Below are 25,068 nucleotides of genomic sequence, written 5' to 3'. Positions count from 1 at the left end.
CCGGGCTGGTGAGCTGAGATGCAGATCACATAGGCTGTGCACACGCCCCGTGCGACACCCACCGAAGGAGAGTTCGATGAGCCGCACCCGCATCCGCGACTTCCACGACGACGACCTCGACGGGATCGTCCGTCTCTGGGAGTCCGCGCAGTCCTCGACGTCTGCACCCGTCTACTCCCTGCCCGAGGTCATCGCCTCGTGCCAGAACGACCATGCCGTCGTCGCCGTCCAGGGTGAGGAGATCGTCGGGGCCGCGGTCGGCCGGGCTGCGCATGCGCAGGGGTGGATCGTCTTCTTCCATGTCCTCGCCGAGGTGGAGCAGACCGATGCCGCCGAGGCGGGTCTCCTCGATGCTCTCGAGCGCCATTTCATGCCGCTGGGTCTCGGCAAGCTCTCGATCCTCGTGCCCGAGGAGTCCCCGGCATTCGCCGGCCTGGAATCCAACGGCTTCCAGGTGCGTTCGCAGCTGCGGTACCTCGAACGGCAGATGCCCGTGCAGCGACGCGAGCTCGATCTGCTCCGCAGCGTCGGCGGGCGGATCCTGCCCCGGCACCTGTGGGACGCGGTGAGCGGGATGCAGCAGGAGAAGGACATGCTCGAGGACCGCCTCGTCGTGCCCTTGGCCGAACCGGACCTCGCGGATCACTTCGGTGTCGTCCCGCCGCGTGCGGTCATGCTCTTCGGTCCCCCCGGCACCGGCAAGACGACGTTCGCGAAGGCCGTGGCCTCCCGCCTCGACTGGCCGTTCGTCGAGCTCTTCCCCTCCCGGCTGTCCGGGGAGCCCGGCGGCGTGGCCGCGGGACTGCGGTCCTCGTTCGAGCAGATCGGCGAGCTCGAGCATGCCGTCGTCTTCATCGACGAGGTCGAGGAGATCGCGTCGAAGCGCGGCGGGGAACCGCCGTCGCCGACGCAGGGCGTGACGAACGAGCTGCTCAAGCAGGTTGCGGAGTTCCGGGACCGGGAGGGGCGGCTGCTCATCTGTGCGACGAACTTCGTCCGCGCCCTCGACGCCGCGTTCCTCCGGCACGGCCGCTTCGACTACGTCATCCCGATCGGTCTGCCCGACGAGACGGCGCGCCATGCGATCTGGAGCCGGTACATTCCCGATCATGTCATCGCCGACATCGATGTCGATGCCCTCGTCGATGCGAGCTCCGGGCTCACCCCGGCCGACATCGAGTATGCGGCCAGACGCGCCTCCCAGGAGGCGCTGGCGGCGTCGCTCGGCAAGGACCAGGTGCCCATCGACGCGCGCTCGGACGTGCTGACGACGGAGAACTACCTCGAGGCGCTCCGCGCGACCCGGGCCACGGTGTCCGAGGAGACGGTCCGCGAGTTCCGCGACGACGTCCAGACCATCGCGAGGCTCTGAGCACGCGGGTGCCCGCGGTCAGGGACGCCGGGCCCCCGCGGTCGAGTCGACCCCGAGCAGGGCGGCGGCCGTCGCCTCGAGGGTCGCGCTGACCTGGTCGGGGGTGAGGCCCTCCCGGCCCGCGGCGATCGCGAGGTCGAAACCGTCGATCTGGGCGATGAGCGTGTCGACGATGAGGCTGGTGTCCGCCTGGGGTGTCAGGCTTCCCTCGGCGATGCCGAGGTCGATGAGGGAACGGAAGTGCGCCCGCCAGCGGGCGAACACCTCGGCGACGGACTGCTCGAGGATCCGGTTCCGGCGGGCGGCCGCAACGAGTTCGACCCACACGATCGCCCGGCGCTCGTACGACTCGACGGTCGGGACCGCGGCGAACGTCGCCCGCAGGCGATCCCACGCGCTGCCGTCGACGCGGGCGAGGCGCTCGATCGCGTCGATGACCGAACGGCTGTGCGACGACAGCGCCTCGAGAAGGAGATCATCACGGTTCGCGAAGTAGTACTGGACCGTGCCGACGGACACCCCGGCCGCCGCGGCGACGTCCTTGAGCCGGACGGCGTCGGGTCCGCGCCGGACGATCTCGGCGATCGTCGCCTCGAGGATCGCCGTCCGTCTCGCGGCGACCGCCGTCGGATCGAGCTGGGGGCGCGGGCTCAAGCGCTTGCCATCGCAGTCGGCGTCCGCGCCAGATTCGTCGCGGCGACGAGTCCCTCGTACACGGCCTCCTCGACCGTCCGCGGCGCCCGGGCGTCGCCGATGACCTCGACGCTCGCCGGTCCGAAGTCGAGGTCGGGCACCGCCGCCCGGGGAGCTGCGGACACGATCGTCGCCGCGACCCCGTCGACTTCTTGGACGATCTCGCACAGCGTCGACTGGAGGTATCCGGTGTCCTCATCGACGCCGACGAGGCGGGCGTCGCCCAGGAACTCCACCCCGACCCGCAGCGCCTGGGAGACGAGCAGGGTGCGGGTGTACTGCTGGATCGCGGCGCCGGCGAAGTTCGCGGCCGTGGCCAGCGTGACGGGATGCCCGGACTCCGCGAGCCTGAGCGCGATCCCGAGCCCGATCCAGTCGCCCTTCCAGTCCGCGACGAGGATGCGCCCGGCCGGCAACCGCGGCTGCTCACTGAGGTACTCGCGGGCCCCGATGACGAGGGCGTCATCGGCGATCTCGAGGGTGGGCATCCGCTCGACCGCCCCGGTGGCGACGATGACATGGTCGGGGGCCACCTCGGCGAGGATCTCCTGGGTCACCGGCGTCGAAGTGCGCAGTTCGGCTCCGGCCCGGGCCGCCTCGGCGGACAGATTCGTCGCCGCCCCGCCGAACTCCGCACGATAGGGCAGGGTCTGGGCGAGCAGCACCGCCCCGCCGAGGTGGGGCGCGGCTTCGCAGAGGACGACGTCATCGCCCTGTTCGGCGGCGACCGCGGCGGCCTTGAGCCCGCCCGGTCCCCCGCCGACGACGAGGACGCGGCGCGGCCGCCGGACGTGCGGGCGGGGCAGGAAGGTGAGCTCCCGGCCGGTTTCGGGGTGCTGGATGCACGAGATCGGCACGCCCATCTGGAAGTGGCCGATGCACGCCTGGTTGCAGCCGATGCATGCGCGGATCTCGTCGACGGCGTCGCGGGCGGACTTCTCGGCGAGGTCGGGGTCGCAGATCATCGCCCGGGTCATGATCGCCATATCGGTGCGGCCCTCCGCGATCGCGGCTTCGGCCTCATGGGGCTGGTTGATGCGGCCGGCGACCATGACGGGCAGGTCGGTGACCTTCTTCACCTGCGCCGAGAGGGACGTCGCATAGCCGGGTTCGATCTGCATCGACGGCACGATGTGGACGGCGCCCTGGAGCGTCGAGGAGTCGCCGGCGGTGACGGAGAAGTAGTCGAGGGCGCCCTGCTCGTCGAGGTGGCCGATGAGGTCGAGGATCTCTCCGGCGACGAGGCCGTCCTCGGTCTTCTCCTCCCCCGAGATGCGCAGGCCCACGACGATGTCGGGACCGACGGCGGCGCGGACGCCGGCGACGACCTCGGTGAGGAAGCGGCGGCGATTCTCGGGGCTGCCGCCGTAGTCGTCGGTGCGGGTGTTGATCCGCGGGTTGAAGAACTGGATGGGCAGGTAGCCGTGGCTCGCGACGATCTCGACACCGTCGATGCCGCTGGCCGCGATGCGCGCCGCCGAGCTCGCGTATCCGGCGATGATGTCTCTCACCTGCGCGGTGCTCAGGGCCTCGGGCACGACCTTGAAGCGCTCCTGCGGTGCGTCGCTCGGTGCGACGGCCCGCGGGGCCATGCCGCGCTGACCGTCCATGACTTCGCGCCCGGGGTGGAAGAGCTGGGCGAAGATCGTTCCGCCGTGCCGGTGGACCGCCTCGGCGACGGCACGATAGCCGGGGATCGCGGAGTCGTCGGTGGCCATGAGGACGTGGTTGGTGTACCGCGCGGTCTCGTGGATGCCGGAGACCTGGAGGACGATGAGCCCGCAGCCGCCGCGGGCCCTTGCCTCGTGGTAGGCGACGAGGTCGGGGCCGATCTGCCCGTGGTCGTCGAGGACCGTGTCATGGCCGGATGAGACGATGCGGTTTCGGATGGTCCGTGACCCGAGGGTGATGGGCTCGAAGAGATGGGGAAAGAGGTGAGACATGATCGTCCTTGATCGATGCGCGAGGTGAAGCCGACCAGTAATTCATATCACGGTATGGATAACTGGGGAAGGGGCACTCGCGGCTGCCTCAGAACTGGTTGGTTCAGAGCTGGCTGCCGGGCACGGCGAAGGCGTCGCAGCTGCCGAGGCCCTTGTTGTAGCCGTCGGTGAACCACCGCTGGCGCTGTTCGCTCGTCCCGTGGGTGAAGCTCTCGGGGTTGACCATGCCCGACTGCCCCTGGATGTAGTCGTCGCCGACGACGAAGGCGGCGTTGAGGGCGTCGTCGATCTGCGTCTGCGTCGGCGGCTCGAGGTACGGGGTGCCGTTGTCGTCGGTGAGCGTCGTGACGTCGCCGAGCCAAGCACCGGCATAGCAGTCGGCCTGGAGTTCGGTGCGGACACCGTTGCTCTCGGGTCCGGTGCCGTTGTTGGGGTACCGGTCCATCGTCCCGGTGATGTTCTGGATGTGGTGACCCCACTCGTGGCCGACGATGTAGAGCTGGGCGAGTTCGTCGGCGGAGGCGCCGAAGCGATCCCGCATCACGCCGAAGAAGGTCGGGTCGATGTAGACGCCCTGCTCGGGCGGGCAGTAGAAGGGACCGACGGCGTTCGAGGCGGTGCCGCACTGCGTCGACGTCTGCCCGTCGACGATCGTCATCTGCGGCGGCGTGTATCCCTCGACCTGCTGCGACCAGTAGTCGTCGAGGACGACCTGGGCTCCGGCCATCCGGCAGTCGGTCGACTTGTTGGCATCGGCGCCGGTGTCGCATTGGGCCATCGCGGCTTCGTTGGAGATGTTCCCTCCGCCGCCGCTCTCGAGCGCGGGATCGTCGATGAACCCGCTGAGGTCCACGCCGAGGAGAGGCCCGACGAGGAAGACGAGGAGGCCGATGACTCCGACACCGCCGCCGGCGATCGCCGTGTTGCGTCCGCGACGACTCGTCCGGTTCGAGCTGATGTCAGCATTCGGATTGAAGGTCATGGCATTAACATACCGTTCACACCCGGCCCAGGGGGCTCACATGTGAGAATCGTTCCATGAGCACTCAACCGGCGACCGCCTCGGCGCGGTTCGTCAGCAGACTGAGTCCGCCCGGCCGCCTCGTCGGTCTCGACGCCGCCCGCGGACTGGCGCTGCTGACGATGATGGTCACCCACATCTTCCCCCTCACCGATGAGATGGGCGACCCGACGTGGGCGGCGATCTTCTCCGGTCGCGCCTCGGCGCTCTTCGCGGTGCTCGCCGGCTGCTCGCTCGTCCTCTCGACCCGCGGCACCCTTGAGGCCACCGGTCGTCTCCGCGATGTGGCGCCCGGGGTCCTCGTGCGGGCGGCGTCGATCATCGTCGTCGGGCTCTTCCTCGGAGCGATCACGACGAACCTCGCGGTCATCCTCGTCAACTACGGTGTCATGTTCGCCATCGCGCTGCTCTTCCTGCGCCTGCGGCCGTGGGCGCTCTTCACGCTCGCGGGGCTGTGGATGGCCCTCAGCCCGCTCGTGTCGATGTGGGTGCGCAGCACGTACGGTCTCGAGACCTCGTACTCGGCGATGTCGTGGTTCGATCTCGGGGCGCTCGGCCCGATGTTCACCGACCTCGTCTTCACCGGCTACTATCCGATCCTCCAGTGGATGGCCTACATCCTCCTCGGCATGGCGGTCGCGAAGATCGACATCGGCCGGCACCTCACCGCCCTCTTCCTCGCCGGAGTCGCCCTCTTCGCCATCGGCCGCGGCGGCTCGTGGTTCCTCCTCGACGTCGCCGGCGGCCGCGCCGAGCTCGAAGCCCTCGCCGCCACCTCAGGGGCCGACCTCAACGCCGCGCTCTTCATCAACAGCTACGGGGTGACACCACCGGATTCGTGGTGGTGGCTGGCGATCGCGGGACCGCATTCGGCGACCCCGTTCGATCTCATCTCCACCGCCGGCACCTCGCTCGCCGCGATCGCCGTGCTCCAGGCCGCCGCGATCCTGCTCGGCCGGCGGTCGTGGCTGCTCGCCCCGCTGAGCGCTCCGGGATCGATGCCGCTGACCGTCTACGCCGCCCACGTCGTCCTCGTCGAGATCACGCACCCCTTCTACCAGCCGGCGCCGATGATCGAGCAGGCCGACCCGGCGAAGATCACGACCGAGTACGCGATCCACGCCCTGACCTTCATCATCCTCGCGATCGTCTGGAAGGTCTTAGTCAGTCCGCGCGGTCCGCTCGAAGGCGTCATCGCCTCCCTCGTCAAAGCGGTGAGTCCGGTACGCGCGGGCAATGGTCAGGGCGCCGAGGCGGCACCGGGCACCGCGGCCGCGGCTCCTCCGGCGCACCGGGCGGATCCTCCGGCGAACCCGGGTCCCCCGGCGAACCCCGACCCCCCGGCGCATCCCGATCCGCCGGCGCATCCGGGTCCCCCGGACCGGCGATAGGCAGCGCCCCCGAGCCGGCGGCAGAACCGCCCGGAGGCAGAGCGCCTACGCCTGCCCGGCTCTCTCCATCGAGATCGCCTTGCGCATCGTCGCGCGGGCACGGCGCCGGTCGCCGCTCGCGTCATAGGCGCACGAGAGACGGAACCACGAGCGCCAGTCATCCGGTGCGGCGTCGGCTTCGGACTGGTACTGGGCGAACGCCTCGTCGGCGGCCTCCCGCACGATCCGGCCGCCGGGCGTGCGCGGCAGATCGTCGACGGGCAGTCCCCCCTCGGATTCGAGGATCTTCGCGAGCCGCTCCATCCGCGAACCGAAGAGGAGCTCCATGATGAGCGCCCACGCGCCGACGATCGGCAGCACGAGCAGGGCGATGCCCATGAGCTTGGGGATGAGCTCGGGTTCGCGCAGGAGGATCCACGCCCGCTGTCCCATGAGGACGAAGTAGAACGCGAGCACGACGGAGACGATGATCGCCCCGATCTTCGCTTTCGACATCAGAGGTCGAGGATGCTCTCGAGGCCGTGCAGGAGCCCGGTCCGATCGCCGATCGCACGGACGGCGGTGATGATGCCGGGCATGAACGCCGAGGTGGAGAACGAATCGGTCCGAATCGTCAGGGCCTCGCCGGCGGCACCGAAGTGGATCTCCTCCGAGGCGGTCATGCCGAGCTGGCGGATCGCGTGGACGTGGATGCCGTCGATGACCGCACCGCGGGCGCCGTCGGGGTCGGTCTCGGTGGCGTCGGGAACGGCAGGCAGGCCGGCGTCGCGGCGGGCAGCGGCGATGCGCTGCGCGGTGTGCACGGCGGTGCCCGAGGGGGCGTCGAGCTTGCGGGGATGGTGGATCTCGACGACCTCGGCGGAGTCGAAGTAGGGGGCGGCCACCTCGGCGAAGCGCATGGCGAGCACCGCCCCGATCGAGAAATTGGGGGCGATGAGGACGGCCGTGTCCGGGTGGTCGGCGAGGAGGGCGGTGAGCCGCTCGAGCCGGTCGGCATCCCACCCGGTCGTGCCGACGACGGTGTCGATGTCGTGTTCGACGAGGAACCGGACGTTGTCCTCGGTGGCCTTGGGCACCGTGAGTTCGACGGCGACGTCGACGTCGAGGTCGGTGAGCGTCTCCAGCGGATCCGAGCTGCCGAGCGCGGCGACGAGGTCGAGGCCCTCGGCCTCCTCGACGGCCTGGACGGCCTGGGCTCCCATCCGTCCCTGTGCTCCGATGACGGCTACCCTCATGTGCGCTCGCTTCCTCCGACGGTGATCTGCGGGCAGTTTCGCCCGCAGGCCAGTCTAGCGAGTCCGCTGCCGTCGGTCGTTCAGGTCGTCACCGCACCGAGGCGGTCCGTCACTCGCCGCCGGCGATGGGCAGCCGTCCGCCCGGCGCCCGCGGGTCCCCGCTCAGCCGCGCAGCCACCTCGGTGTCGTAGCGGACGCCGCCGTAGTCGAGGCGCTGCCGTTCACGTCCCTCGACGAGGAACCCGGCGGCCGCGGCGACGACTCCGGAGGCCGGGTTGTTCACGCGGTACCCGAGTTCGAGGCGATAGACGCCGAGGTCGTCGTGGAGGACGTCGACGAGTGTGCGCAGCGCGGAGGAGGCGAGGCCCTGCCCCCGCGCCTCCGGGCGCAGCCAGTAGGAGATCCACGCCGTCGAGTGGCGTCGTTCGACCCCTGTCGCCATGACATTGCCGAGGATCCTCGTGCCGTCGACGATGACGAAGGCGCGCGCTGTGCCGTCGGCCTCGGCGGTGAGGATCGACTCGATCCATGTGCTCGCCCCTGCCGCGGTGTGCTCCTCGGGGATGTTGCGCTGCAGCTCGGGGTCGGACTCGGCGTAGATCTCAGCGAGCGCCTCGGCGTCGGACGGCGACCATGATCGCAGGTGAGCAGTCATGGGCTCACCCTACCGGTCGCCCGCGGATCCCCTCTCAGCCGCTCAGCCGCCCAACGAGCGGCGGCCCGGACTCCGTGATGAAGTCCGGGCCGCCTGATGAGCGCGAGCGTCAACGCTGAGACCCGCGTCGGCCTCACGCGCTCAGCTCAGGAGAGCGTCTCAGCCGAGGAGCAGTCCCTTGGTCTGGTTGACCGCGCGGTCGAAGCGAGCGCCGGCGTCCTCCCAGTTGACGATGTTCCACCAGGCCTTGACGTAGTCGGGCTTGACGTTCTGGTAGTCGAGGTAGAACGCGTGCTCCCACATGTCGAGCTGGAGGATCGGGGTGCCGCCCTGCTGGATGTCCGACTGCTGGTCGTGGAGCTGTTCGACGAAGAGGTTGCCGCCGAGCTGGTCGTAGACGAGAACGGCCCAACCGGAGCCCTGGATCGTCGTCGCTGCAGTCGTGAAGACCTCACGAAACTTGTCGAAGGAGCCGAACTGGTCGTCGATCGCAGCCGCGAGCTCGCCGACCGGCTTGTCGCCGCCGTCCGGGGACATGTTCTGCCAGAAGATCGAGTGGTTGACGTGACCGCCGAGGTTGAACGAGAGGTCACGGATGAGCTTGGGCAGGTTCGCGAGGTTGCCGCTCTCGCGGGCTTCGGCGATCTGCTCGACCGCGGTGTTCGCGCCCTTGACGTAGGTCGCGTGGTGCTTGTCGTGATGCAGCTCCATGATGCGAGCCGAGATGTGCGGCTCGAGAGCGGAGTAGTCGTAGGGCAGCTCCGGAAGTGTGTACTGCTCAGCCATGAGATTCCTCCTGAAGAGAATTGATGCCCGCCTTGGCCGGCGGCTTCATTTTCGACCCTATATCAGGGCCTCATCTCGAACAACACAAGGTTAGGTCAGGCTATTCCGGGACTCGCCGAGGTTTCTCGAACCGCTCGCCGACCAGGCAGGGCGCCTGGTCGGCGACGGTCTCACTGCCGTTCTCCCGGGGCGGAACCCTCACGGGAGGCTGCGCGAGATGAGCAGGCGCATGATGTCGCTCGTGCCCTCCTCGATCTCCTCGAGCTTGACGTCGCGCATCCACTGCTCGACGGGATGCTCCCGCGAGTAGCCCCAGCCGCCGAGGGTCTGCACGGCCGCCCACGTCGAGAACATCGCCGTCTCCGAGGCGCCCAGCTTCGCCATCGCCGCTGCGGCGGTCACCCGCTCCCGCGGCACCGCGTCACCGGCGTCGATCATCCGGGCGGCGTTGAGCACCTGCAGCCACGCGGCGTCGATGCGCGAGGACATGTCGGCGAGCCGGAACGCGACCGCCTGATGGTCGATGATCTTCGTCCCGAACTGCTCGCGCTCGCGCGCATAGTCCCGGGCGTACTCGTAGGCGGCCCGGGCAGTGCCGAGGGCGGCGGCGCCGAGGACGACGCGGGAGATGTCGAAGGTGCGCATGAGCCCGTAGAACCCCTGGCCCTCCGCGCCGAGGCGGTTGTCCTCGGGCACGAATGCGTCGGAGAGAAAGATCTCCCGGCACACGATCGCCCGCTGCCCCATCTTCTTCATCGGCGCCCCGAACTCCATGCCCGGGGTGTCCTTCTCAAGGAGGAACGCGCTGACCCCGCGGGCCCGCTGCGCAGGGTCGGTCTTCGCGAAGACGACGTAGAAGTCGGCGAGTCCGGCGTTGGAGATCCACGCCTTCTGCCCGTTGAGAAGGTATCCGCCGTCGGTCCGATCGGCGCGGGTGATGATCGACGCGGAGTCCGATCCGGAGCCGGGTTCGGTCGTCGCGAGCGCCGTGAACTTCGGGCTCTCCCCGGTCAGGGGCCGCAGCCACGCCTCCTTCTGCGCGTCGGTGCCGAGCGCGAGCACGGGGTCGGCGAAGAAGCCGTTCGAGCACACGAAGTTCCCGATCCCCGGATCCCCGAAGCACAGCTGCTCCTGGACGAGGCACTGTGTGAACACGTCGGTGAACCCGCCCCCGCCGTACTCCTCGGGGATCATGAAATCGGTGATCCCGAGCTTCGCCGCCGCGGCGAAGAGGTCGACCGGCGATTCGGTGTCGGCCTCGTCGACGGTGCGGCCCGCCGGTCGGATCTGCTCGACGGCGAAGGTCCGGCACAGGTCGATGACGGCGGACTGCTCGTCGCTGAGCGGCCACGGGGTGTAGGTCATAGCTCTCCTTCGTCCCTCACCGGCGGCAAGGGTGGATGTCGGGTCGGGTGGGTCCTCAGCGGCCGAGCATGTCCTCGGACGCCCGGGAGTCCTCCCACAGGTGGATGAGGGTGGGACCGGTCCGCTCCATCGCCGAGGTGAGGGCGGCCGTGAGTGCCTCTGCGCCGTCGACGTGGACTCCGTGGGCCCCCAGCGCCGAGGCGAGGGCCGGGAAGTCCGGTCCGCGCAGGGCGACGCCGGTGGGCACGTCGCCGCGGTCGGCCATCTCGTTGCGGATCTCCCCGTATCCGCCGTTGTCGACGATGATGAGCGCGAGGCTGACCTCGTCCTGGACGGCGGCGGCGAGTTCGGGGATCGTGAACATCGCTCCCCCGTCGCCCTCGATCGCGATGACGCGGGCCGCGGGGTCGGCGAGCTTCGCACCGATCGCCGCCGGCAGCGCGAACCCGAGCGTGCCCGCGCCGGCCGGATAGAGATAGCGATCGCCGAGGCGGGCCGCCCAGCCGGTCTGCACGCCGTAGTAGCAGCTCATCGTCTGGTCGGCGGCGATGACGACCGGGGACTCCGCGGCCTGGGTGAACGCGGTGAGCCCCTCCGACAGCGCCGCCCACGGCTGCCCGTCGCGGGCGGCCGCGGCGCGGGCGATCTCCACGACCTCGGCCGGCCAGCCGCCCGCGCTCCGCTCAACGGCCGAGCCCGGCGCCGCTGCGCCGCCCGACGCCACCGCCTCGGCGCCGCTGTGGTCCCGCACCCGCTTCACGGCGGCGGCGAGAGAGGCGGTGGCCTCGGTCGCGTCGGCGATGAGGGGATGGCTGACCGCGGCATTGCCGAGCATCTGCGTCTCGTCGATGTCGATGCGTACGACGGTGTCGGGCAGGGTCAGTAGTACGGGCCAGAAGTCGCTCGGGGCGAGTTCGGTGCCGACCGCGACGACGGCATCGGCGCGGGCGAGGATGTCGGGCAGCTCGGGGAGGAACCCGTTCGCCCCGAGCACGAGCGGATGGTCGCCGGCGATCGCGCCCTTGGCGTTCGCGGAGAGGATGATCCCGGCGCCGAGCGCCTCGGCGAGGGCGACGATCCCCTCCCCCGCACCGTGGGACCCGCCGCCGGCGATGACGAGCGGACGCTGGGAGGCGGCGAGCGCCTCGGCGGCGGTGGCGACGCCCTGCTCATCGAGCACGGGCAGGGGCCGGGTGACGGCGGGGTGGATGATGCCTGGCCCGGTGGCCTCGATGAGGTCGAGCGGGATCTCGATGCTCGCGGGCCGGGGCCGGCCGGAGCGGATGCGCGTGAGCGCCTGCGCGACGGCCAGCGGCACCTCCCCCACGGTCGTCACGCGGTGACTGTCGCCGAGGATCGCCTCGATCGCGAGCGCCTGGCTGCGCACCTCGTGGAGGAGTCCGGTGCCGCGGCCGGGATGGGTCGAGGGCATGCCGGGGCTGATGAGGAGGACCGGCACGGAGTCGGTGAACGACTGGAGCAGCGCGGTCAGCGCGTTGAGCACGGCGGGTCCCGTCGTCGTCACGACGACCTGGACGTCACCGGTGACGCGGGCGGCGCCGTCGGCCATGAAGCCCGCCCCCTGTTCATGGCGGGGCGAGACGATCTCGATGCCGTGCTCGCTCAGCTGCGCGAAGATCTCGAGGTTGTGGGTGCCGGGGATCCCGAAGACGCGGGTGATGCCCTCGGCGGCCAGGGCTGCGGCGAGGTGGCCGCCGCCGGTGAGTTCGCTCATGCGCTCGTCTCCGTTCGTGTGTCGGTGCGGGGATGGGTGGGGATGGCCTGGCCCCGGTCGCTGGTGTCGGTGCTCGGATGGGTGGGAGCTGTGACGTCGTCGCCTGCGGCGTCCGCGTCCTCGGTCTCTCCGGCCTCCTCGGTCTCACCGGGGTCGGTGATGACGAGGGCGTCGACGGCGAGCGCCCCGGATGCGGCGACGCGCACGGGGTTGATCTCGATCTCCGTGATCGCGTTCGACCCGGCGATGAGCCGGGAGACGGCGACGACGACGTCGGCGAGGCTCTCGACGTCGGCGGCCGGCCGGCCCCGCCATCCTTGGAGGAGCCGGTGGATCTTCAGTCGCGCGAGCATGTCGAGGGCCTCGGTCCGCGACACCGGCGCGAGTTCGAGACGGGTGTCCTCGTAGAGCTCCGTCTCCGTGCCCCCGGCCCCGACCAGGACGATGGGACCGAAGTTCTCGTCCTGCCGCCCGCCGACGAGGATCTCGACGACGTGCTCACGCCGGTCCATCTCCTCGACGATGTAGTCACCGGCACCGAGGCGGCCGACCATCTCCGTGTGCGCGGCGTCGAGCGCGGCCAGGTCCGGCAGCCCGAGGACGATGCCGCCGACCTCCGTCTTGTGCGCGGGCCACCCTGCCTTGAGGACGAACGGCGGGGTCAGACCCGCTGCCGCGACCGCCTCGGCGAGGTCATCGGAGTCCCCCACCCGCACCCCAGCGGGCACGGCGACCCCGGCTGCCGCGATCGTCTCCCGGGCCGCGCTGTAGCCGGTCCCCCACGGGGTCAGTGCCGCCGACTGTTCGAGTGACTCGGCGATCCGACCGGAGTGGGCGGCGTAGAACGCGGCGAGCGAGAGCACCCGCATCGTCGTGTCGATCGACCGGTAGCAGGGGACGAACCGCGCCCACAGGTCGGTCACGGCCGGGGAATCCGCGCTCATCGAATGGACGAGCAGGGGTTTGCGCAGCTCCGCGGCGGTCCCGCCGAGGACACCCACCTCGGCGAGTTCAGCCGCTTCCAGCTCCGGTGTGTCCTCCCCGTAGGCGCCGAAGTACCCGGTGAGGACGACGGCGTCGACGCTGTCGTCGGCGAGGAGCTCGCGCACGACGCGGGCGTAGACGCTCAGGTCCTTCTCCCCGGCCCCGTCGAGGTCGATGGGGTTGTCGATGTGCCCGGCCTCGGGGATGACGGCGGAGACCCTGGCGCGGGTCGCCACAGTGAGCGGATCGACGGTGAGGCCGTGGAGTTCGGCCATGTCCGCGGCGATCGCTGCCTGACCGCCCGAGTCGGAGACGATCGCGACCCGGCGGCCGCCCGGCAGCCATGAGGAGGCGAAGTACCCGGCGAGTTCGACGATCTCCGACGGTGAGGACAGGCGGATCGCGCCGGCCTTCCGGCAGGCCGCATCGACGGCGTCGATCGCCGAGGTGAGCGCCCCGGTGTGGGAGCGCGCGAGCCGTCTGCCGGCGGTCGAGGCTCCGGTGGTGAGGATCATCGTCGGTTTGCCCGCCGCCCGCAGGCGCTGCAGGGCAGCGACGATCGCCTCTCCCCCGCTGAAGGATTCGAGGTAGACGGCGACCTGACTGGTGGCGGGATCGTCGACGAGGGTGTCGAGGATCTCCGCCGCCCGGACATCGGACTGCCCGCCGATCGAGGCGAACCGGGAGATCCCGATGCCGCTGCGGGCCGAGAGGGCGGCGATCTCCGAGCCGAGCTGCCCGCTCTGGGAGACGACGGCGAGCGAGCCCGGCGTGAAATGGCCCCACGCGAGGAGCAGCTCGTTGCCGGAGTCGACGAGGCCGAGGGAGCCGGGGCCGATGAGCCGGGCACCGGCGGCGGTGATCGTCGCGGCGAGCTCGGCGGCCCGCGGCACCCGGGTGGAGACGATGAGGAACGCGCGCACGCCGGCCGCGAGCGCCTCGGCGACGACGGGTTCGACCCCGGCACCCGGGATCGAGATGACGAGGAGCTCGGGGGCCTCGGGCAGATCGGACAGGCGCGCGTGCGTCGGGACGCCCTGGATCGAGGTGGCGTTCGAGTTGATGAGGAAGACGCGCCGTCGCCCGGCCCCGGTCAGGGCTCCGGCGGCGAGCCAGAAGCCCCATTTCGCCGGATTGTTCGAGGCTCCGAGGACAGCGACGCTGCTGGGGTCGAAGAACTGGTCCACGTCGCGCCCTAAGCCTGACCCATCGGGCGGTCGAGGTCGGCGAGGGCGGCGAGGTTCGCGTCGACCCGGGCCTGGGCGGCGACCCGTGGGGTGACGCCGGACTCCCGCGCCGCGGTGATCGTCTCGGTCGTCAGGTCCCGCAGGGTCTCAACGATGAGGGCGCGGCTCTGCTCCCACGAGCCGTCGATGTCACCGAAGTACACCCACCACCACCAGGCGTTCGTCGCGGAGTTCGCGAGGAAGTCGGGAACGACGGTGACGCCGCGAGCCGCCAGCGCCTCCTCTGCCTCGGCGGTGACGGGCATGTTCGCGGCCTCGACGATGTGCCTGGCACGGACGCGGTCGCTGTTGTCGGCGGTGATCGCGTAGCTCACGGCCGCGGGCACGAGGAGGTCGGCGTCGGCGGCGAGCCAGTCGTCGCGGTCGCCGACATGATCTTCCGGGCGCAGCGCGTCCCGGGAGACGCCGCCGTAGGGATCGCGGGTGGCGAGCAGCGTCTCGACGTCGAGGCCCGCGGGGTTGGAGACGAACCCGTCGGCATCGGCGATGCCGACGATCCGCACCCCCGCCTCGGCGAGGAAGCGCGCGGTCGCCCCGCCCATCGACCCGAATCCCTGGATCACCGCGGTCGTGTCCGCCGGTGACCGACCGTCGGCCTCGAGGGCGGCCAGCGCCGAGGCGGCCACCCCGAGTCCGCCGACGAGTTCGTCCTGGGCGACCCCGTCGACGATCGTCGAGAACGCCGTCAGCGACCGCTGCTCGGCTGCGGCGGGGTCGGCGACGAGCTTCTCGACCGCGCTCAGTCCGCTGCCGAGGCCGCGGCGCTCGAGGATCTCGTCGATGTCGTCCTGCCGGACTCCGAGGTCCTCACCGAGCGCCCAGTACGCGTGCATGAGCGGATTGATAGCGACGAGGAAGCGCTCGAGGACGTCGACGGCGCCCTCGGCGCGGGGGTCGAAGTCGATGCCGCCCTTTGCCCCGCCGACCGGGACGTACCGGCGTCCGGGCACGAGGTGGATCGCCTCTTTGCGGGTCATGCCCTCGGCGAGTCCGCGCACCTCCTCCAGGGTGCACCCGGGCCGCATGCGCAGGCCCCCGGAGGCGGCGCCGCGCACGAGGGTGTCGATGACGACGAAGCCGTGGGTGCCGGTGATCGGGTCCTGCCAGGTGATGTCCATGAACATGGGGCCTCCGAGGGACGGGCGGATGGAGGTCTTACTGAATAGCGGTTCAGTAAGAGTCTCACACCAGTCTGCGGCCGCAGGGCGCCGCGCGTCAAGGCCGGGGGCGGGCGCGTCCGAGAGCGGAGTCGGCGAAGTCGCGGACCCAGTCGAGCATGAGCGCCCGGGAGTCGGTCTCGGAGGTCATCAGCCGGACCGAGAGACCGTCGAGGTGGGCGAGGATCTTCGTCACCGCCTCGGCGATGTCACCGGGCGCCACGGTGAATTCCCCGGTCCCCGCACCGGAGCGGACCACCTCGGCGAACACGGTCTGCCACGCGCGGTCGAGACGGGCGAGCGTGGCCCTGATCTCCTCGTCGAAGAGCGCCGCGGACCATGCGTCCATCCAGATCGTCCAGCTGCGCGTCGACCCGCTCGGCAGGTACCACGCGAGGAGGTCGTCGAGGATCTCCTGCGCCGGACGGTCCGCGGCGGCGATCGCCCGCGCCCGGTCGAGGTCGTTCTCACCGGCGAAGGCGAATGCCTCGGCGACGAGGGCCTCCTTCGTCGCGAAGTGGTAGATGACGAGGCTCGCGCTCAGGTCGAGGCGGCGGGCGACGTCGGCGACCCGCAGGGCGCGCAGCCCGGTCGCCTCGATCTCGTCGATGGTCGCGGCGAGGATCTCCTCGCGGCGCACCTCGGCGCGTTTGCGACCCATGCGCCGGCCTCAGTCCCGCAGTGCGACGTCGGTGGCCGGGCCGACGAGGGAGAGCGCCTTCGGTCGCACGAGGAGATCGCCGGCCATGGCGCTGACCTGGTCGGGGGTGACCGAGCGGATGCGCTCGATGAGGTCGAAGGGCGCTTCGAGCGGGATGCCGAAGATCTCGGCCCGGGCCAGGCGGTTCATCCGCGCCGCCGAGGATTCGAGTCCGAGCACCATCGATCCGGAGAGCTGGGAGACGATCTCGTCGAGTTCGGCACGGCTCGGCGGGAGCTGCGCGAGGCGGTCCCATTCGGTCAGTGCCAGGTCGAGGACGGCCTGCCCGTTCTCGGGGCTGCACCCGGCGTAGATCCCGAACGTCCCGATGTCGGTGAACTGGCTCGCGGTCGCGTTGACCGCGTAGGCGAGCCCCCGCTCCTCGCGGATGCTCTGGAACAGCCGCGAGGACATGCCGCCGCCGAGCAGGGTGAGCAGCACCGAGTAGACGAACCGGTCCGGGTGGCCCTCGGGCAGACCCTGGCATCCGAGCAGCATCCCCAACTGCTCGGTGTCCTTGGTCGTGTGCGAGCGGCCGGTGCGGAATTCGGGCAGGGTGCGCGCCGAGGCGGCCGCGTGCGGGTGCCCGATGACGCCTGCGCCCGGTGAGGTCGAGACCTCTTCCGGCAGGGCCACGGTCGTCGCGAACGCCCCGGTCTCGGTCAGTGCCCGTTCGACCATGCCGACGACCTCGGAGTGCTCGGCGCCGCCGGCCGCGGCGATGATGAGCTGGCCGGGCACGTAGGTCGAGGCGTAGTGGTCGAGCAGGGTGTGGTGGCCGAGCACCCGGATCTGGTCCTTCGTCGCTCCGACGGGACGGGCCAGCGGGTGATCGGCGAAGACGAGGGCGTCGAAGTCGTCGAAGAGGACGTCGCCGGGATCGTCGGCGGCCATCGCGAGCTCTTCGATGATGACCCCGCGCTCACGTTCGAACTCCACAGGGTCGAGCGTGGAGTCGGAGACCATGTCGAGGAGCAGCGAGGTGATCGCCGGGAGGTCGGTGACGAGGCAGCGGGAGTAGTAGCACGTGAACTCCTTGGCCGTGATGGCGTTGGAGTCCCCGCCCGTGCGGTCGAAGGCCGCGGCGATCGTCTTCGCGTCCTTCGTCGAGGTGCCCTTGAAGAGCATGTGCTCGAGGAAATGGGTCGAGCCGGCGGTCGCCGCGGTCTCGTCACGGGACCCGGCGGCGACCCAGATGCCGATCGTCTCGGAGGCGAGACCCGGCATGTGCTCGGTGGTGACGGTGAGACCACCGGGGAGGACAGACCGTTCGATGCGGCTGTCCTCCCCGGTGTGCGTGGAGCCTGGGATCAGTTCTCCGACTCCTCATCCGCCTCGGCGTCCGCGTCGTCATCGCCGTCGACGACGGGAGCGAGCGAGAGCTTGCCGCGGTCGTCGATCTTCGTGATCTCGACCTGGACCTTCTGGCCCACGCCGACGACGTCCTCGACGTCCTCGACGCGCTTGCCGTCGTTGAGCTTGCGCAGCTCGGAGATGTGGAGGAGCCCGTCCTTGCCCGGGGTGAGCGAGACGAACGCGCCGAAGCTCATCGTCTTGACCACGGTGCCGAGGTAGCGTTCGCCGACCTCGGGGACCTGCGGGTTGGCGATCGCGTTGATCATCGAGCGGGCCGCCTCGGCGGAGGTGCCGTCGGTCGCGCCGATGAGCACGGTGCCGTCGTCCTCGATGCTGATGTCCGCGCCGGTGTCCTCCTGGATCTGGTTGATCATCTTGCCCTTGGGGCCGATGACCTCGCCGATCTTGTCGACGGGGATGTTCACCGAGATGATCCGCGGAGCCGTCGCCGCCATCTCACCCGGGGCGTCGATGGCCTCGGCCATGACGTCGAGGATGACCATGCGGGCCTCGCGGGCCTGCTTGAGCGCGGCGGTGAGCACCGAGGAGGGCAGACCGTCGAGCTTCGTGTCGAGCTGGATCGCGGTGACGAAGTCCCGGGTGCCGGCGACCTTGAAGTCCATGTCGCCGAAGGCGTCTTCCGCACCGAGGATGTCGGTCAGGGCCGCGTATGCGGTCTGCTCGCCCTGGTCGGTGGAGATGACGTCGGAGACGAGGCCCATCGCGATGCCGGCCACGGGTGCCTGGAGGGGCACACCGGCGTTGAGCATCGACAGCGTCGAGGCGCACACGGAGCCCATCGAGGTCGACCCGTTCGAACCGAGGGCCTCGGAGACCTGGCGGATCGCGTACGGGAACTCCTCGCGCGAGGGCAGGACCGGGGCCAGGGCGCGCTCGGCCAGAGCGCCGTGGCCGATCTCGCGGCGCTTCGGGCTGCCCACCCGGCCGGTCTCACCGGTCGAGTAGGGCGGGAAGTTGTAGTGGTGCATGTAGCGCTTCGAGGTCACCGGCGACAGCGAGTCGATCTGCTGCTCGAGCTTGAGCATGTTGAGCGTGGTGATGCCGAGGATCTGGGTCTCGCCGCGCTGGAAGAGCGCCGAGCCGTGGACGCGCGGGATGACGCCGACCTCGGCCGAGAGCGGACGGATGTCCTTGAGCCCGCGTCCGTCGATGCGGACCTGCTCGGTGAGGATGCGCTTGCGCACGACCTGCTTCGTCAGGGCGTTGAGCGCCGCGGCGATCTCCTTCTCGCGGCCCTCGAAGCGCTCGCCGAGCTTGTCGAAGAGCTCTGCGAGGAGCTCTTCGCCGGCGGCTTCGCGCTCCTGCTTGTCGGCGATCTGGAAGTTCTCGGTCTGCTTCGCCTCGGCGAGGTCCTTGACGGCCTCGAAGACGTCGTCCTGGTAGTCGCGGAAGACGGGGAACTCGACGGTCGGCTTCGCGGCCTGGTCGGCGAGTTCCTGCTGGGCGCGGCAGAGTTCGGCGATGAAGGGCTTGGCGGCTTCGAGACCTTCGGCCACGACCTCCTCGGTGGGGGCTGTCGCGCCGGTCTTCACGAGGTCGATCGAGTTCTCGGTGGCCTCGGCCTCGACCATCATGATGGCGACGTCGTCACCGACCATGCGACCGGCGACGACCATGTCGAAGACGGCGTCGTCGAGCTGCGAGAAGTTCGGGAAGGCGACCCACTGACCGTCGATGAGCGCGATGCGCACGCCGCCGATGGGGCCGGAGAACGGCAGACCCGAGAGCTGGGTCGACATCGACGCGGCGTTGATCGCCAGGGCGTCGTAGAGGTGGTCGGGGTTGATCGACATCACGGTGACGACGACCTGGACCTCGTTGCGCAGGCCCTTGACGAAGGACGGGCGCAGCGGACGGTCGATGAGGCGGCAGGTGAGGATCGCGTCGGTCGAGGGGCGGCCCTCACGGCGGAAGAACGAGCCGGGGATGCGGCCGGCGGCGTACATGCGCTCTTCGACGTCGACGGTGAGCGGGAAGAAGTCGAAGCCCTCACGGGGGTGCTTGCCGGCGGTGGTCGCCGAGAGCAGCATCGTGTCGTCGTCGAGGTAGGCGACGGCGGAGCCGGCGGCCTGCTTGGCCAGCCGGCCGGTTTCGAAGCGGATGGTGTGTGAGCCGAAGCGACCGTTGTCGATCGTGGCCACGGTGGTTTCAGGGGTGGTACCCACGTAGTCTCCTAGTTCAATGCCGACGGACGGGCGGGTGCGCCTGCCGCGCCGGCGGACAGTGTCGTGGACGCCATGGAACCAGGGCCGGTCATCGATCGGGGCCCACGGATGAGGGCGTCTGCGCGGGCATCTGCCTTCCTCCGGAGGCCACTACCGAGGACCGAAACGTCCATGGCATAGGTGTCCGCCGGTCAGTCTACCGCAGTTGCCGTCATCCGACCGTGGGTCCGCGCACAGCTGAACTCCCGGTCACGGCCGGGGTCTCGCGGGTGCGCGCGAGGGTGCCGAGAGCGCTGCCCGTCGTGCGCTGCGTGCCGGCCAGAAGTCGTCGTGCCAGCCGAAAGTCGTTGCGCCGGCGAGAAGTCCTGTCCGCGAAAAGTCATTGTGCCAGCAGAAAGTCGATCTGCCGGCGAGAAGTCCGCGACACGCCACCGGCTGGCGGCCAGAAGTAGAATCACGCGGCCACTAGTCGAGCGCCATTTCACTTTTGGCCGACAGTCGCTCAGCGCACCCCGTGTCGAAACACCGGCGCAGAAGCTCTGACGCACCCTTGCGCGAGAAGTCGTTGCGCCAGCGGAAAGTCGATCTGCCGGCGAGAAGTTCGCGACACGCCACCGACTGTCGGCCGGAAGTAGAATCACCCGACCACTAGTCGAGCGCCATTCGACTTTTGGCCGACAGGCACTCCGCGCACCCCGTGTCGCAACACTGGCGCCGAAACTCAGACGCTCCCTTGCGCGAGAAGTCGTTGCGCCAGCCGAAACTTGTTCGGCCGCCCAGAAGTCCTGTCCGCGAGAAGTCGTTGCGCCAGCCGAAAGTCGATCTGCCGGCGAGAAGTTCGCGACACGCCACCGACTGTCGGCCAGAAGTAGAATCGCCCGGCCACTAGTCGAGCGCCATTTCACTTTTGGCCGACAGGCACTCCGCGCACCCCGTGTCGCAACACCGGCGCAGAAGCTCTGACGCACCCTTGCGCGAGAAGTCCTTGTGCCAGCCGGAAGTCGATCTGCCGGCGAGAAGTTCGCGACACACCACCGGCTGGCGGCCAGAAGTAGAATCGCCCGGCCACTAGTCGAGCGCCATTTCACTTTTGGCCGACAGTCGCTCAGCGCACCCTGTGTCGCCGAAGCGCACCGCACTGCACCGGCGCCACACCCCCAGCCCAGCCAGCCCACTCCCCCGGCAACGACGAACGCCCCGCCGAGAAGGGCGGGGCGTTCGTGCGAGCTGACGGACTCAGCGCAATAGCAACCTCAGCGAAGCAACGGCTTCAGCGAAGAAGCAGCCTCAGCGAGCCGGCCGCGGATCCGGGTCGACCCGAATCAGCGGCGCTGGACGCAACGGCGCTGGAATCAGCGGCGCAGGCCGAGGCGCTTGATGAGCGAGCGGTAGCGCTCGATGTCGACCTGCTGGAGGTACTTGAGCATCCGGCGGCGCTGACCGACGAGGAGCAACAGGCCACGACGCGAATGGTGGTCGTGCTTGTGATCCTTGAAGTGTTCGGTGAGATCCGTGATCCGGCGGGTCAGCAGGGCAACCTGAACCTCGGGAGAACCGGTGTCGCCCTCGTGAGTTCCGTATTCCTTGATGATCTCTTGCTTCGTGGCAGTATCGAGAGCCATGGAGTTCTCCTTACGTATCGTTGCGCGGCGCCGGAACAGGTCAGTTCCAGCCCTCTGGGACCGCGGCCGGTGAAAACGGCAGAGTTCAGCTTATCAGGTGTGCAGGACCTCGCGCACATCGGCGATGTCCTCGTGCATCTGCGCGATGAGCGCGTCCATGCCCGTGAAGGTCACCTGTCCGCGGATGCGCGCGACGAAGTCAAGGGTCATGTGCCGGTCGTAGACGTCGAACTCCCCGAACTCCTTGTCGAGCACGTAGGCCTCGACCCGGCGGCAGTCACCCTGGAACGTCGGGTTCGTCCCGATCGAGATCGCGGCGGGGAACGGATGCTCCTCCCCCTCGAAGCTCGCCCAGCCCGCGTAGACGCCGTCGGCGGGAATGAGTCCCGCGGCGTCGGCGGAGAGGTTGGCCGTGGGGAACCCGAGGTCGCGTCCGCGGGCGTCACCGTGGACGACGGTGCCCTCGACCCGGTGGTAGCGACCGAGCTGATCGGCCGCCTCGGCGACATCACCGGCGATGATCTGGTCACGGATCCGCGACGACGAATACCGTCCCCCGCGCCCGACCTCATCGATCGTCACCGTGGTGAACCCCATCTCCTCGCCGAGGCGGCGCAGGGTCTCGATGGTCCCGGAGTTGTCGTGGCCGAACCTGACATCGTCGCCGACGACGACGCACCGGCACTTCAGCCCCTCGACGAAGTACCGGGCGACGAACTCCTCCGGCGTCTGCGCGGCGAACTCGAGGTCGTAGGGCTGGACGAAGAGGACGTCGATTCCGGTCTCGGCGATGAGCGCGGACTTCTGCTCCGGGCTCGTGATCATCAGCGTCGGGGTGTCCGGACTGTGGATCGTGCGCGGGTGCGGGTCGAAGGTCATCGCCACCGACGTCAGCGAATGCTCGACGGCCTCGGCGGCGACGGCGCGGAGGACTGTCTGATGCCCACGGTGGACGCCGTCGAAGTTGCCCAGGGTGATGACGGTGCCGGGGTCGAAGTCCGGGACCTCGTCCAGGCCGTGATAGATCTCCACTCGAGCGCTGCTCCTTCCGTGCACCGACTCAGAGTATCGCAGGCCGGGATGGTCTGCGAACCGGCTCACGCGCGGTCGATGGCGAAGGCGGTGCGCGACTTGAGACTGCCGTCGGCACGCACCTCGGCGACGGAGACGAGCTCGCCGTCGTGGAGTGCCGCGACCTCGTCGCCGGCGACGTCCCATGGCCCTGCCAGGGCCTTGCCCTGCATGAGCGCGGTCGCCTGCGCCGCGCCGACCTCGACGGCGGGCAGCAGGCCCGCGGTCGCCTCGGCGAGGGAGATGAGCGGGGGCGCAGGAGCGTCGAGATCCTCGGGGATCGTCACCGCCTGGCTGAGCGCGAAGGGACCGACGCGGGTGCGGCGCAGCGCGGTGAGATGACCGTGGACGCCGAGGTCGGCGCCGAGGTCCCTCGCGAGCGCCCTGATGTACGTGCCCGAGGAGCAGTCGACGACGACGTCGAGGTCGAGGTGTCCCGCCTCGAGGTCGCGGCGGATCTCGAGGACGTCGAAGAGGGTGATCTCGACCCGGCGGGGCTCGAGGACGACGTCCTCACCGGCGCGCACCCGCGCGTACGACCGCTTGCCGTCGACCTTGATCGCCGAGACCGCACTCGGCACCTGGTCGATGACGCCGCGGAGCCGACCGACGCCGGCGTCGATGTCACCGTCGCTGACGGCGCTGAGGACCGCGGGATCGGCGAGGACGTCGACCTCGGAGTCCGCGTCGTCGGTCGGAGTGCCCGCGCCGAGGCGGATCGTCGCCTGGTAGGTCTTCGTCACGCCCGTGATGTGCGTGAGCAGCTTCGTCCCGCGGCCGAGTCCGAGGACGAGCACGCCGGTGGCCATCGGGTCGAGGGTGCCGGCGTGGCCGACCTTGCGGGTGCCGTACCAGCGGCGCAGCCGCGAGACGACCCCGTGGGAGGTCAGGCCCTGTGGTTTGTCGCAGACGAGGATGCCCTGCGGGGAAGGATCGGTCACCGGTGTCAGTCGATCGTGCTCAGGCGGGGATCAGTTGAACGAGGCGTGGACGTGGTCCATGTGGTTCTGCGTCGCCGAACCGCGGTCCTCCATCGACTTCCAGCCGCTGCCGGGCATCCAGATCCGCTGTTCGAAGATGACGTACTTGACGTTGAGCGCCTTGGCGTTCTTGATGAGGTATTCGGAGATCCGGTCCCCGGTCGGGCCGGAGATCATGATGTCGACGGCTTCGCCGGTGTAGTGGTCGGACGTGCCCGACCCCTGGCGGCGGCCACCGTAGGTCTTGACCTCGGGGAACTTCGCGCACACGGCACGGTAGCCGTTGACGGCGTTGGGCAGGAGCGTCGATTCGATCGACGACGACACCTTGCACGGCGGGGTCTCCACGCCGCTCGGGGTGCTGCCGCTGCTCTTCGAGTCCGAACCGCTGTCCTTCGACGGCGAGGAGGACGGCTTCTCGTCCTTCGACTCGGTCTCCGCGGTGGGCTTCGGCTTCGGCGTCTTGACCTCGAGCGTGGTCTTCGACGTCTTGTTCTTGTACTTCGGGTCCTTCTTGACCTCTTCGATGTACTTCTCGCCGGCTTCCGCGCGCTGCGCATCGATCTCGTCCTGGCTCACGGCCGAGGGGGTCGAGGCGGGCTCCTGCTGCGCGGTGCTCGCGGCTTCGGTCGTCACGGTGCCGGTCTCCGGCGGGCCCATGACGACGGTCGATCCGACCACGGCTGCCGTGGCGGCCGCCGGCACGGCGATCGCTGCGACGACGGGCCGCTGCTTGACCGTGGCGAGCACGGACGTGGCCGTCGAAGGGGCCTCAGCAGAGTGACGGCCGCTCGAGCGCTTGGTCGCGGGAGTGAGGTCCCGGATCAGTTGCTTGGCGAAGCCGGGCTTTGGTGAAGAGTGCTTACCCAATGCAGAATTCCCTTAACAGAGTCGTAATCAGATCGTTACCCGAAGAAGTCTAGGGCATCGCGGAAAGATAACAAAACTGTTACGAGGGATTTTTTCGCCCAGTGTGGCGAAGCTCGCGTTCGCACAATGCGACGTGTCACCTCCGCCCCAGTTCAGCGGCCTGCCGTCGCGGTGCGACGACAGGCCGGAGGGCTGCGGACGAGGGCGAGGAAAGTCTCAGACTTCGTCGGTGTCGGCCTCGGCCTTCCGGTACGGATCGGCATCGCCGGCGTGCTTCGCGTCCTTCTTGAGATCGGCGATGCGCGCATCGTCGGCTGCGGCGCGGGCGAGCAGGTTGTCGAGGCGCTGGGCCTCCTCGGGGACGGCGTCGGCGACGAACTCGAGGCTCGGGGTGAGCCGGATCGTCAGCCCCTTGCCGACCTCGGAGCGGATGAAGCCCTTCGCGGACTCGAGGGCGGCGGCCGTCGACTCGAGGTCGGAGCCGTCACCGTAGACGGTGTAGAAGATCGTCGCGTGCTGGAGGTCGCCGGTGACGCGGACGTCGGTGACCGTGACGAAGCCGAGGCGCGGGTCCTTGAGCCTGCGTTCGATCGTGCTCGCCACGATGACCTTGATCTGATCGGCGATCTTGCGTGCGCGGGTTGCGTCTGCCATGTCCTCATCCTCTGTCCATGTCGGGCGGTTGCCCGGAAGTGAAAG

Annotated in this window: 21 protein-coding genes; 2 read left to right on the top strand and 19 right to left on the bottom strand. The window is 69.6% G+C overall.

Annotated features, from left to right (window positions below):
• Positions 1-76: 76 nt before the first annotated feature.
• Positions 77-1,372 carry an ATP-binding protein gene (locus ABD154_RS17125; protein ID WP_198499110.1) on the top strand — a complete coding sequence of 432 codons (1,296 nt, stop codon included), beginning with the start codon at positions 77-79 and terminating at the stop codon, positions 1,370-1,372.
• An 18-nt stretch (positions 1,373-1,390) separates the two neighbouring features.
• Here ABD154_RS17125 and ABD154_RS17120 read toward each other — a convergent pair whose 3' ends face one another.
• The 3 genes from ABD154_RS17120 to ypfJ form a co-directional block, all read right to left on the bottom strand.
• Positions 1,391-2,026, bottom strand: a complete 636-nt coding sequence (locus tag ABD154_RS17120) for a TetR/AcrR family transcriptional regulator (protein ID WP_344251729.1) — start codon at positions 2,024-2,026, stop codon at positions 1,391-1,393.
• Positions 2,023-4,008: an oxidoreductase gene (locus tag ABD154_RS17115; RefSeq protein WP_344251728.1), complete on the bottom strand. Its 1,986-nt coding sequence runs from the start codon at positions 4,006-4,008 to the stop codon at positions 2,023-2,025. Before ABD154_RS17115 ends, ABD154_RS17120 begins: the two co-directional genes overlap by 4 nt.
• A gap of 103 nt (positions 4,009-4,111) precedes the next feature.
• Positions 4,112-4,990: a KPN_02809 family neutral zinc metallopeptidase gene (ypfJ, locus tag ABD154_RS17110; RefSeq protein ID WP_211979043.1), complete on the bottom strand. Its 879-nt coding sequence runs from the start codon at positions 4,988-4,990 to the stop codon at positions 4,112-4,114.
• Between the two features lie 56 nt (positions 4,991-5,046).
• Here ypfJ and ABD154_RS17105 point away from each other — a divergent pair, with 56 nt between their 5' ends.
• The gene (locus ABD154_RS17105) at positions 5,047-6,420 is read left to right on the top strand and encodes a heparan-alpha-glucosaminide N-acetyltransferase domain-containing protein (protein WP_344251727.1); all 1,374 of its coding nucleotides are present in this window, start codon (positions 5,047-5,049) and stop codon (positions 6,418-6,420) included.
• Positions 6,421-6,465: 45 nt separating this feature from the next.
• On the opposite strand, the gene ABD154_RS17100 is transcribed toward ABD154_RS17105, so the two are convergent.
• The 16 genes from ABD154_RS17100 to rbfA form a co-directional block, all read right to left on the bottom strand.
• The gene (locus ABD154_RS17100) at positions 6,466-6,915 is read right to left on the bottom strand and encodes a tetratricopeptide repeat protein (RefSeq protein ID WP_137826337.1); all 450 of its coding nucleotides are present in this window, start codon (positions 6,913-6,915) and stop codon (positions 6,466-6,468) included.
• The gene (gene dapB / locus ABD154_RS17095) at positions 6,915-7,655 is read right to left on the bottom strand and encodes a 4-hydroxy-tetrahydrodipicolinate reductase (protein ID WP_344251726.1); all 741 of its coding nucleotides are present in this window, start codon (positions 7,653-7,655) and stop codon (positions 6,915-6,917) included. The genes ABD154_RS17100 and dapB overlap by 1 nt, the downstream gene beginning before the upstream one ends.
• Before the next feature lie 109 nt (positions 7,656-7,764).
• Positions 7,765-8,310 carry a GNAT family N-acetyltransferase gene (locus ABD154_RS17090; protein WP_344251725.1) on the bottom strand — a complete coding sequence of 182 codons (546 nt, stop codon included), beginning with the start codon at positions 8,308-8,310 and terminating at the stop codon, positions 7,765-7,767.
• 159 nt (positions 8,311-8,469) lie between these two features.
• Positions 8,470-9,096, bottom strand: coding sequence for a superoxide dismutase (locus tag ABD154_RS17085; protein WP_009378466.1), 627 nt, complete (start codon positions 9,094-9,096; stop codon positions 8,470-8,472).
• Between the two features lie 198 nt (positions 9,097-9,294).
• Entirely contained in the window at positions 9,295-10,461 is a 1,167-nt protein-coding gene (locus ABD154_RS17080) for an acyl-CoA dehydrogenase family protein (protein WP_344251724.1), read from the bottom strand.
• Between the two features lie 55 nt (positions 10,462-10,516).
• Complete coding sequence (locus ABD154_RS17075; RefSeq protein ID WP_344251723.1) at positions 10,517-12,196, bottom strand: thiamine pyrophosphate-binding protein; 1,680 nt, start codon at positions 12,194-12,196, stop codon at positions 10,517-10,519.
• Positions 12,193-14,367, bottom strand: coding sequence for an acetate--CoA ligase family protein (locus ABD154_RS17070; protein ID WP_344251722.1), 2,175 nt, complete (start codon positions 14,365-14,367; stop codon positions 12,193-12,195). The genes ABD154_RS17075 and ABD154_RS17070 overlap by 4 nt, the downstream gene beginning before the upstream one ends.
• Positions 14,368-14,375: 8 nt before the next feature.
• Positions 14,376-15,551, bottom strand: a complete 1,176-nt coding sequence (locus ABD154_RS17065; protein WP_344251721.1) for a Glu/Leu/Phe/Val dehydrogenase dimerization domain-containing protein — start codon at positions 15,549-15,551, stop codon at positions 14,376-14,378.
• A gap of 91 nt (positions 15,552-15,642) precedes the next feature.
• Entirely contained in the window at positions 15,643-16,245 is a 603-nt protein-coding gene (locus tag ABD154_RS17060) for a TetR/AcrR family transcriptional regulator (RefSeq protein WP_344251720.1), read from the bottom strand.
• Positions 16,246-16,254: 9 nt separating this feature from the next.
• The gene (locus tag ABD154_RS17055; protein WP_344251797.1) at positions 16,255-17,559 is read right to left on the bottom strand and encodes a M16 family metallopeptidase; all 1,305 of its coding nucleotides are present in this window, start codon (positions 17,557-17,559) and stop codon (positions 16,255-16,257) included.
• A gap of 35 nt (positions 17,560-17,594) precedes the next feature.
• Positions 17,595-19,826, bottom strand: a complete 2,232-nt coding sequence (locus tag ABD154_RS17050) for a polyribonucleotide nucleotidyltransferase (RefSeq protein ID WP_344251719.1) — start codon at positions 19,824-19,826, stop codon at positions 17,595-17,597.
• Between the two features lie 1,352 nt (positions 19,827-21,178).
• Entirely contained in the window at positions 21,179-21,448 is a 270-nt protein-coding gene (gene rpsO, locus ABD154_RS17045) for a 30S ribosomal protein S15 (RefSeq protein ID WP_137826052.1), read from the bottom strand.
• Between the two features lie 93 nt (positions 21,449-21,541).
• A complete protein-coding gene (locus ABD154_RS17040) occupies positions 21,542-22,480 on the bottom strand; it encodes a bifunctional riboflavin kinase/FAD synthetase (protein WP_211979033.1) in 939 nt (312 codons plus the stop codon).
• Positions 22,481-22,545: 65 nt separating this feature from the next.
• Positions 22,546-23,460, bottom strand: coding sequence for a tRNA pseudouridine(55) synthase TruB (gene truB / locus ABD154_RS17035; protein WP_344251718.1), 915 nt, complete (start codon positions 23,458-23,460; stop codon positions 22,546-22,548).
• A gap of 30 nt (positions 23,461-23,490) precedes the next feature.
• Positions 23,491-24,249 (bottom strand): VldE C-terminal domain-containing protein, encoded by a 759-nt coding sequence (locus ABD154_RS17030; protein ID WP_249121047.1) that lies wholly within the window; start codon positions 24,247-24,249, stop codon positions 23,491-23,493.
• Between the two features lie 336 nt (positions 24,250-24,585).
• Positions 24,586-25,023, bottom strand: a complete 438-nt coding sequence (rbfA, locus tag ABD154_RS17025; protein ID WP_198499128.1) for a 30S ribosome-binding factor RbfA — start codon at positions 25,021-25,023, stop codon at positions 24,586-24,588.
• Between the last annotated feature and the right edge of the window lie 45 nt (positions 25,024-25,068).

This window comes from Brevibacterium sanguinis (genome assembly GCF_039528855.1).
GTDB classification, from domain to species: Bacteria; Actinomycetota; Actinomycetes; order Actinomycetales; family Brevibacteriaceae; genus Brevibacterium; species Brevibacterium sanguinis.
The sequence above is the reverse complement of the archived record's forward strand: the minus strand, read 5'-3'. Positions and strand labels throughout refer to the sequence as shown.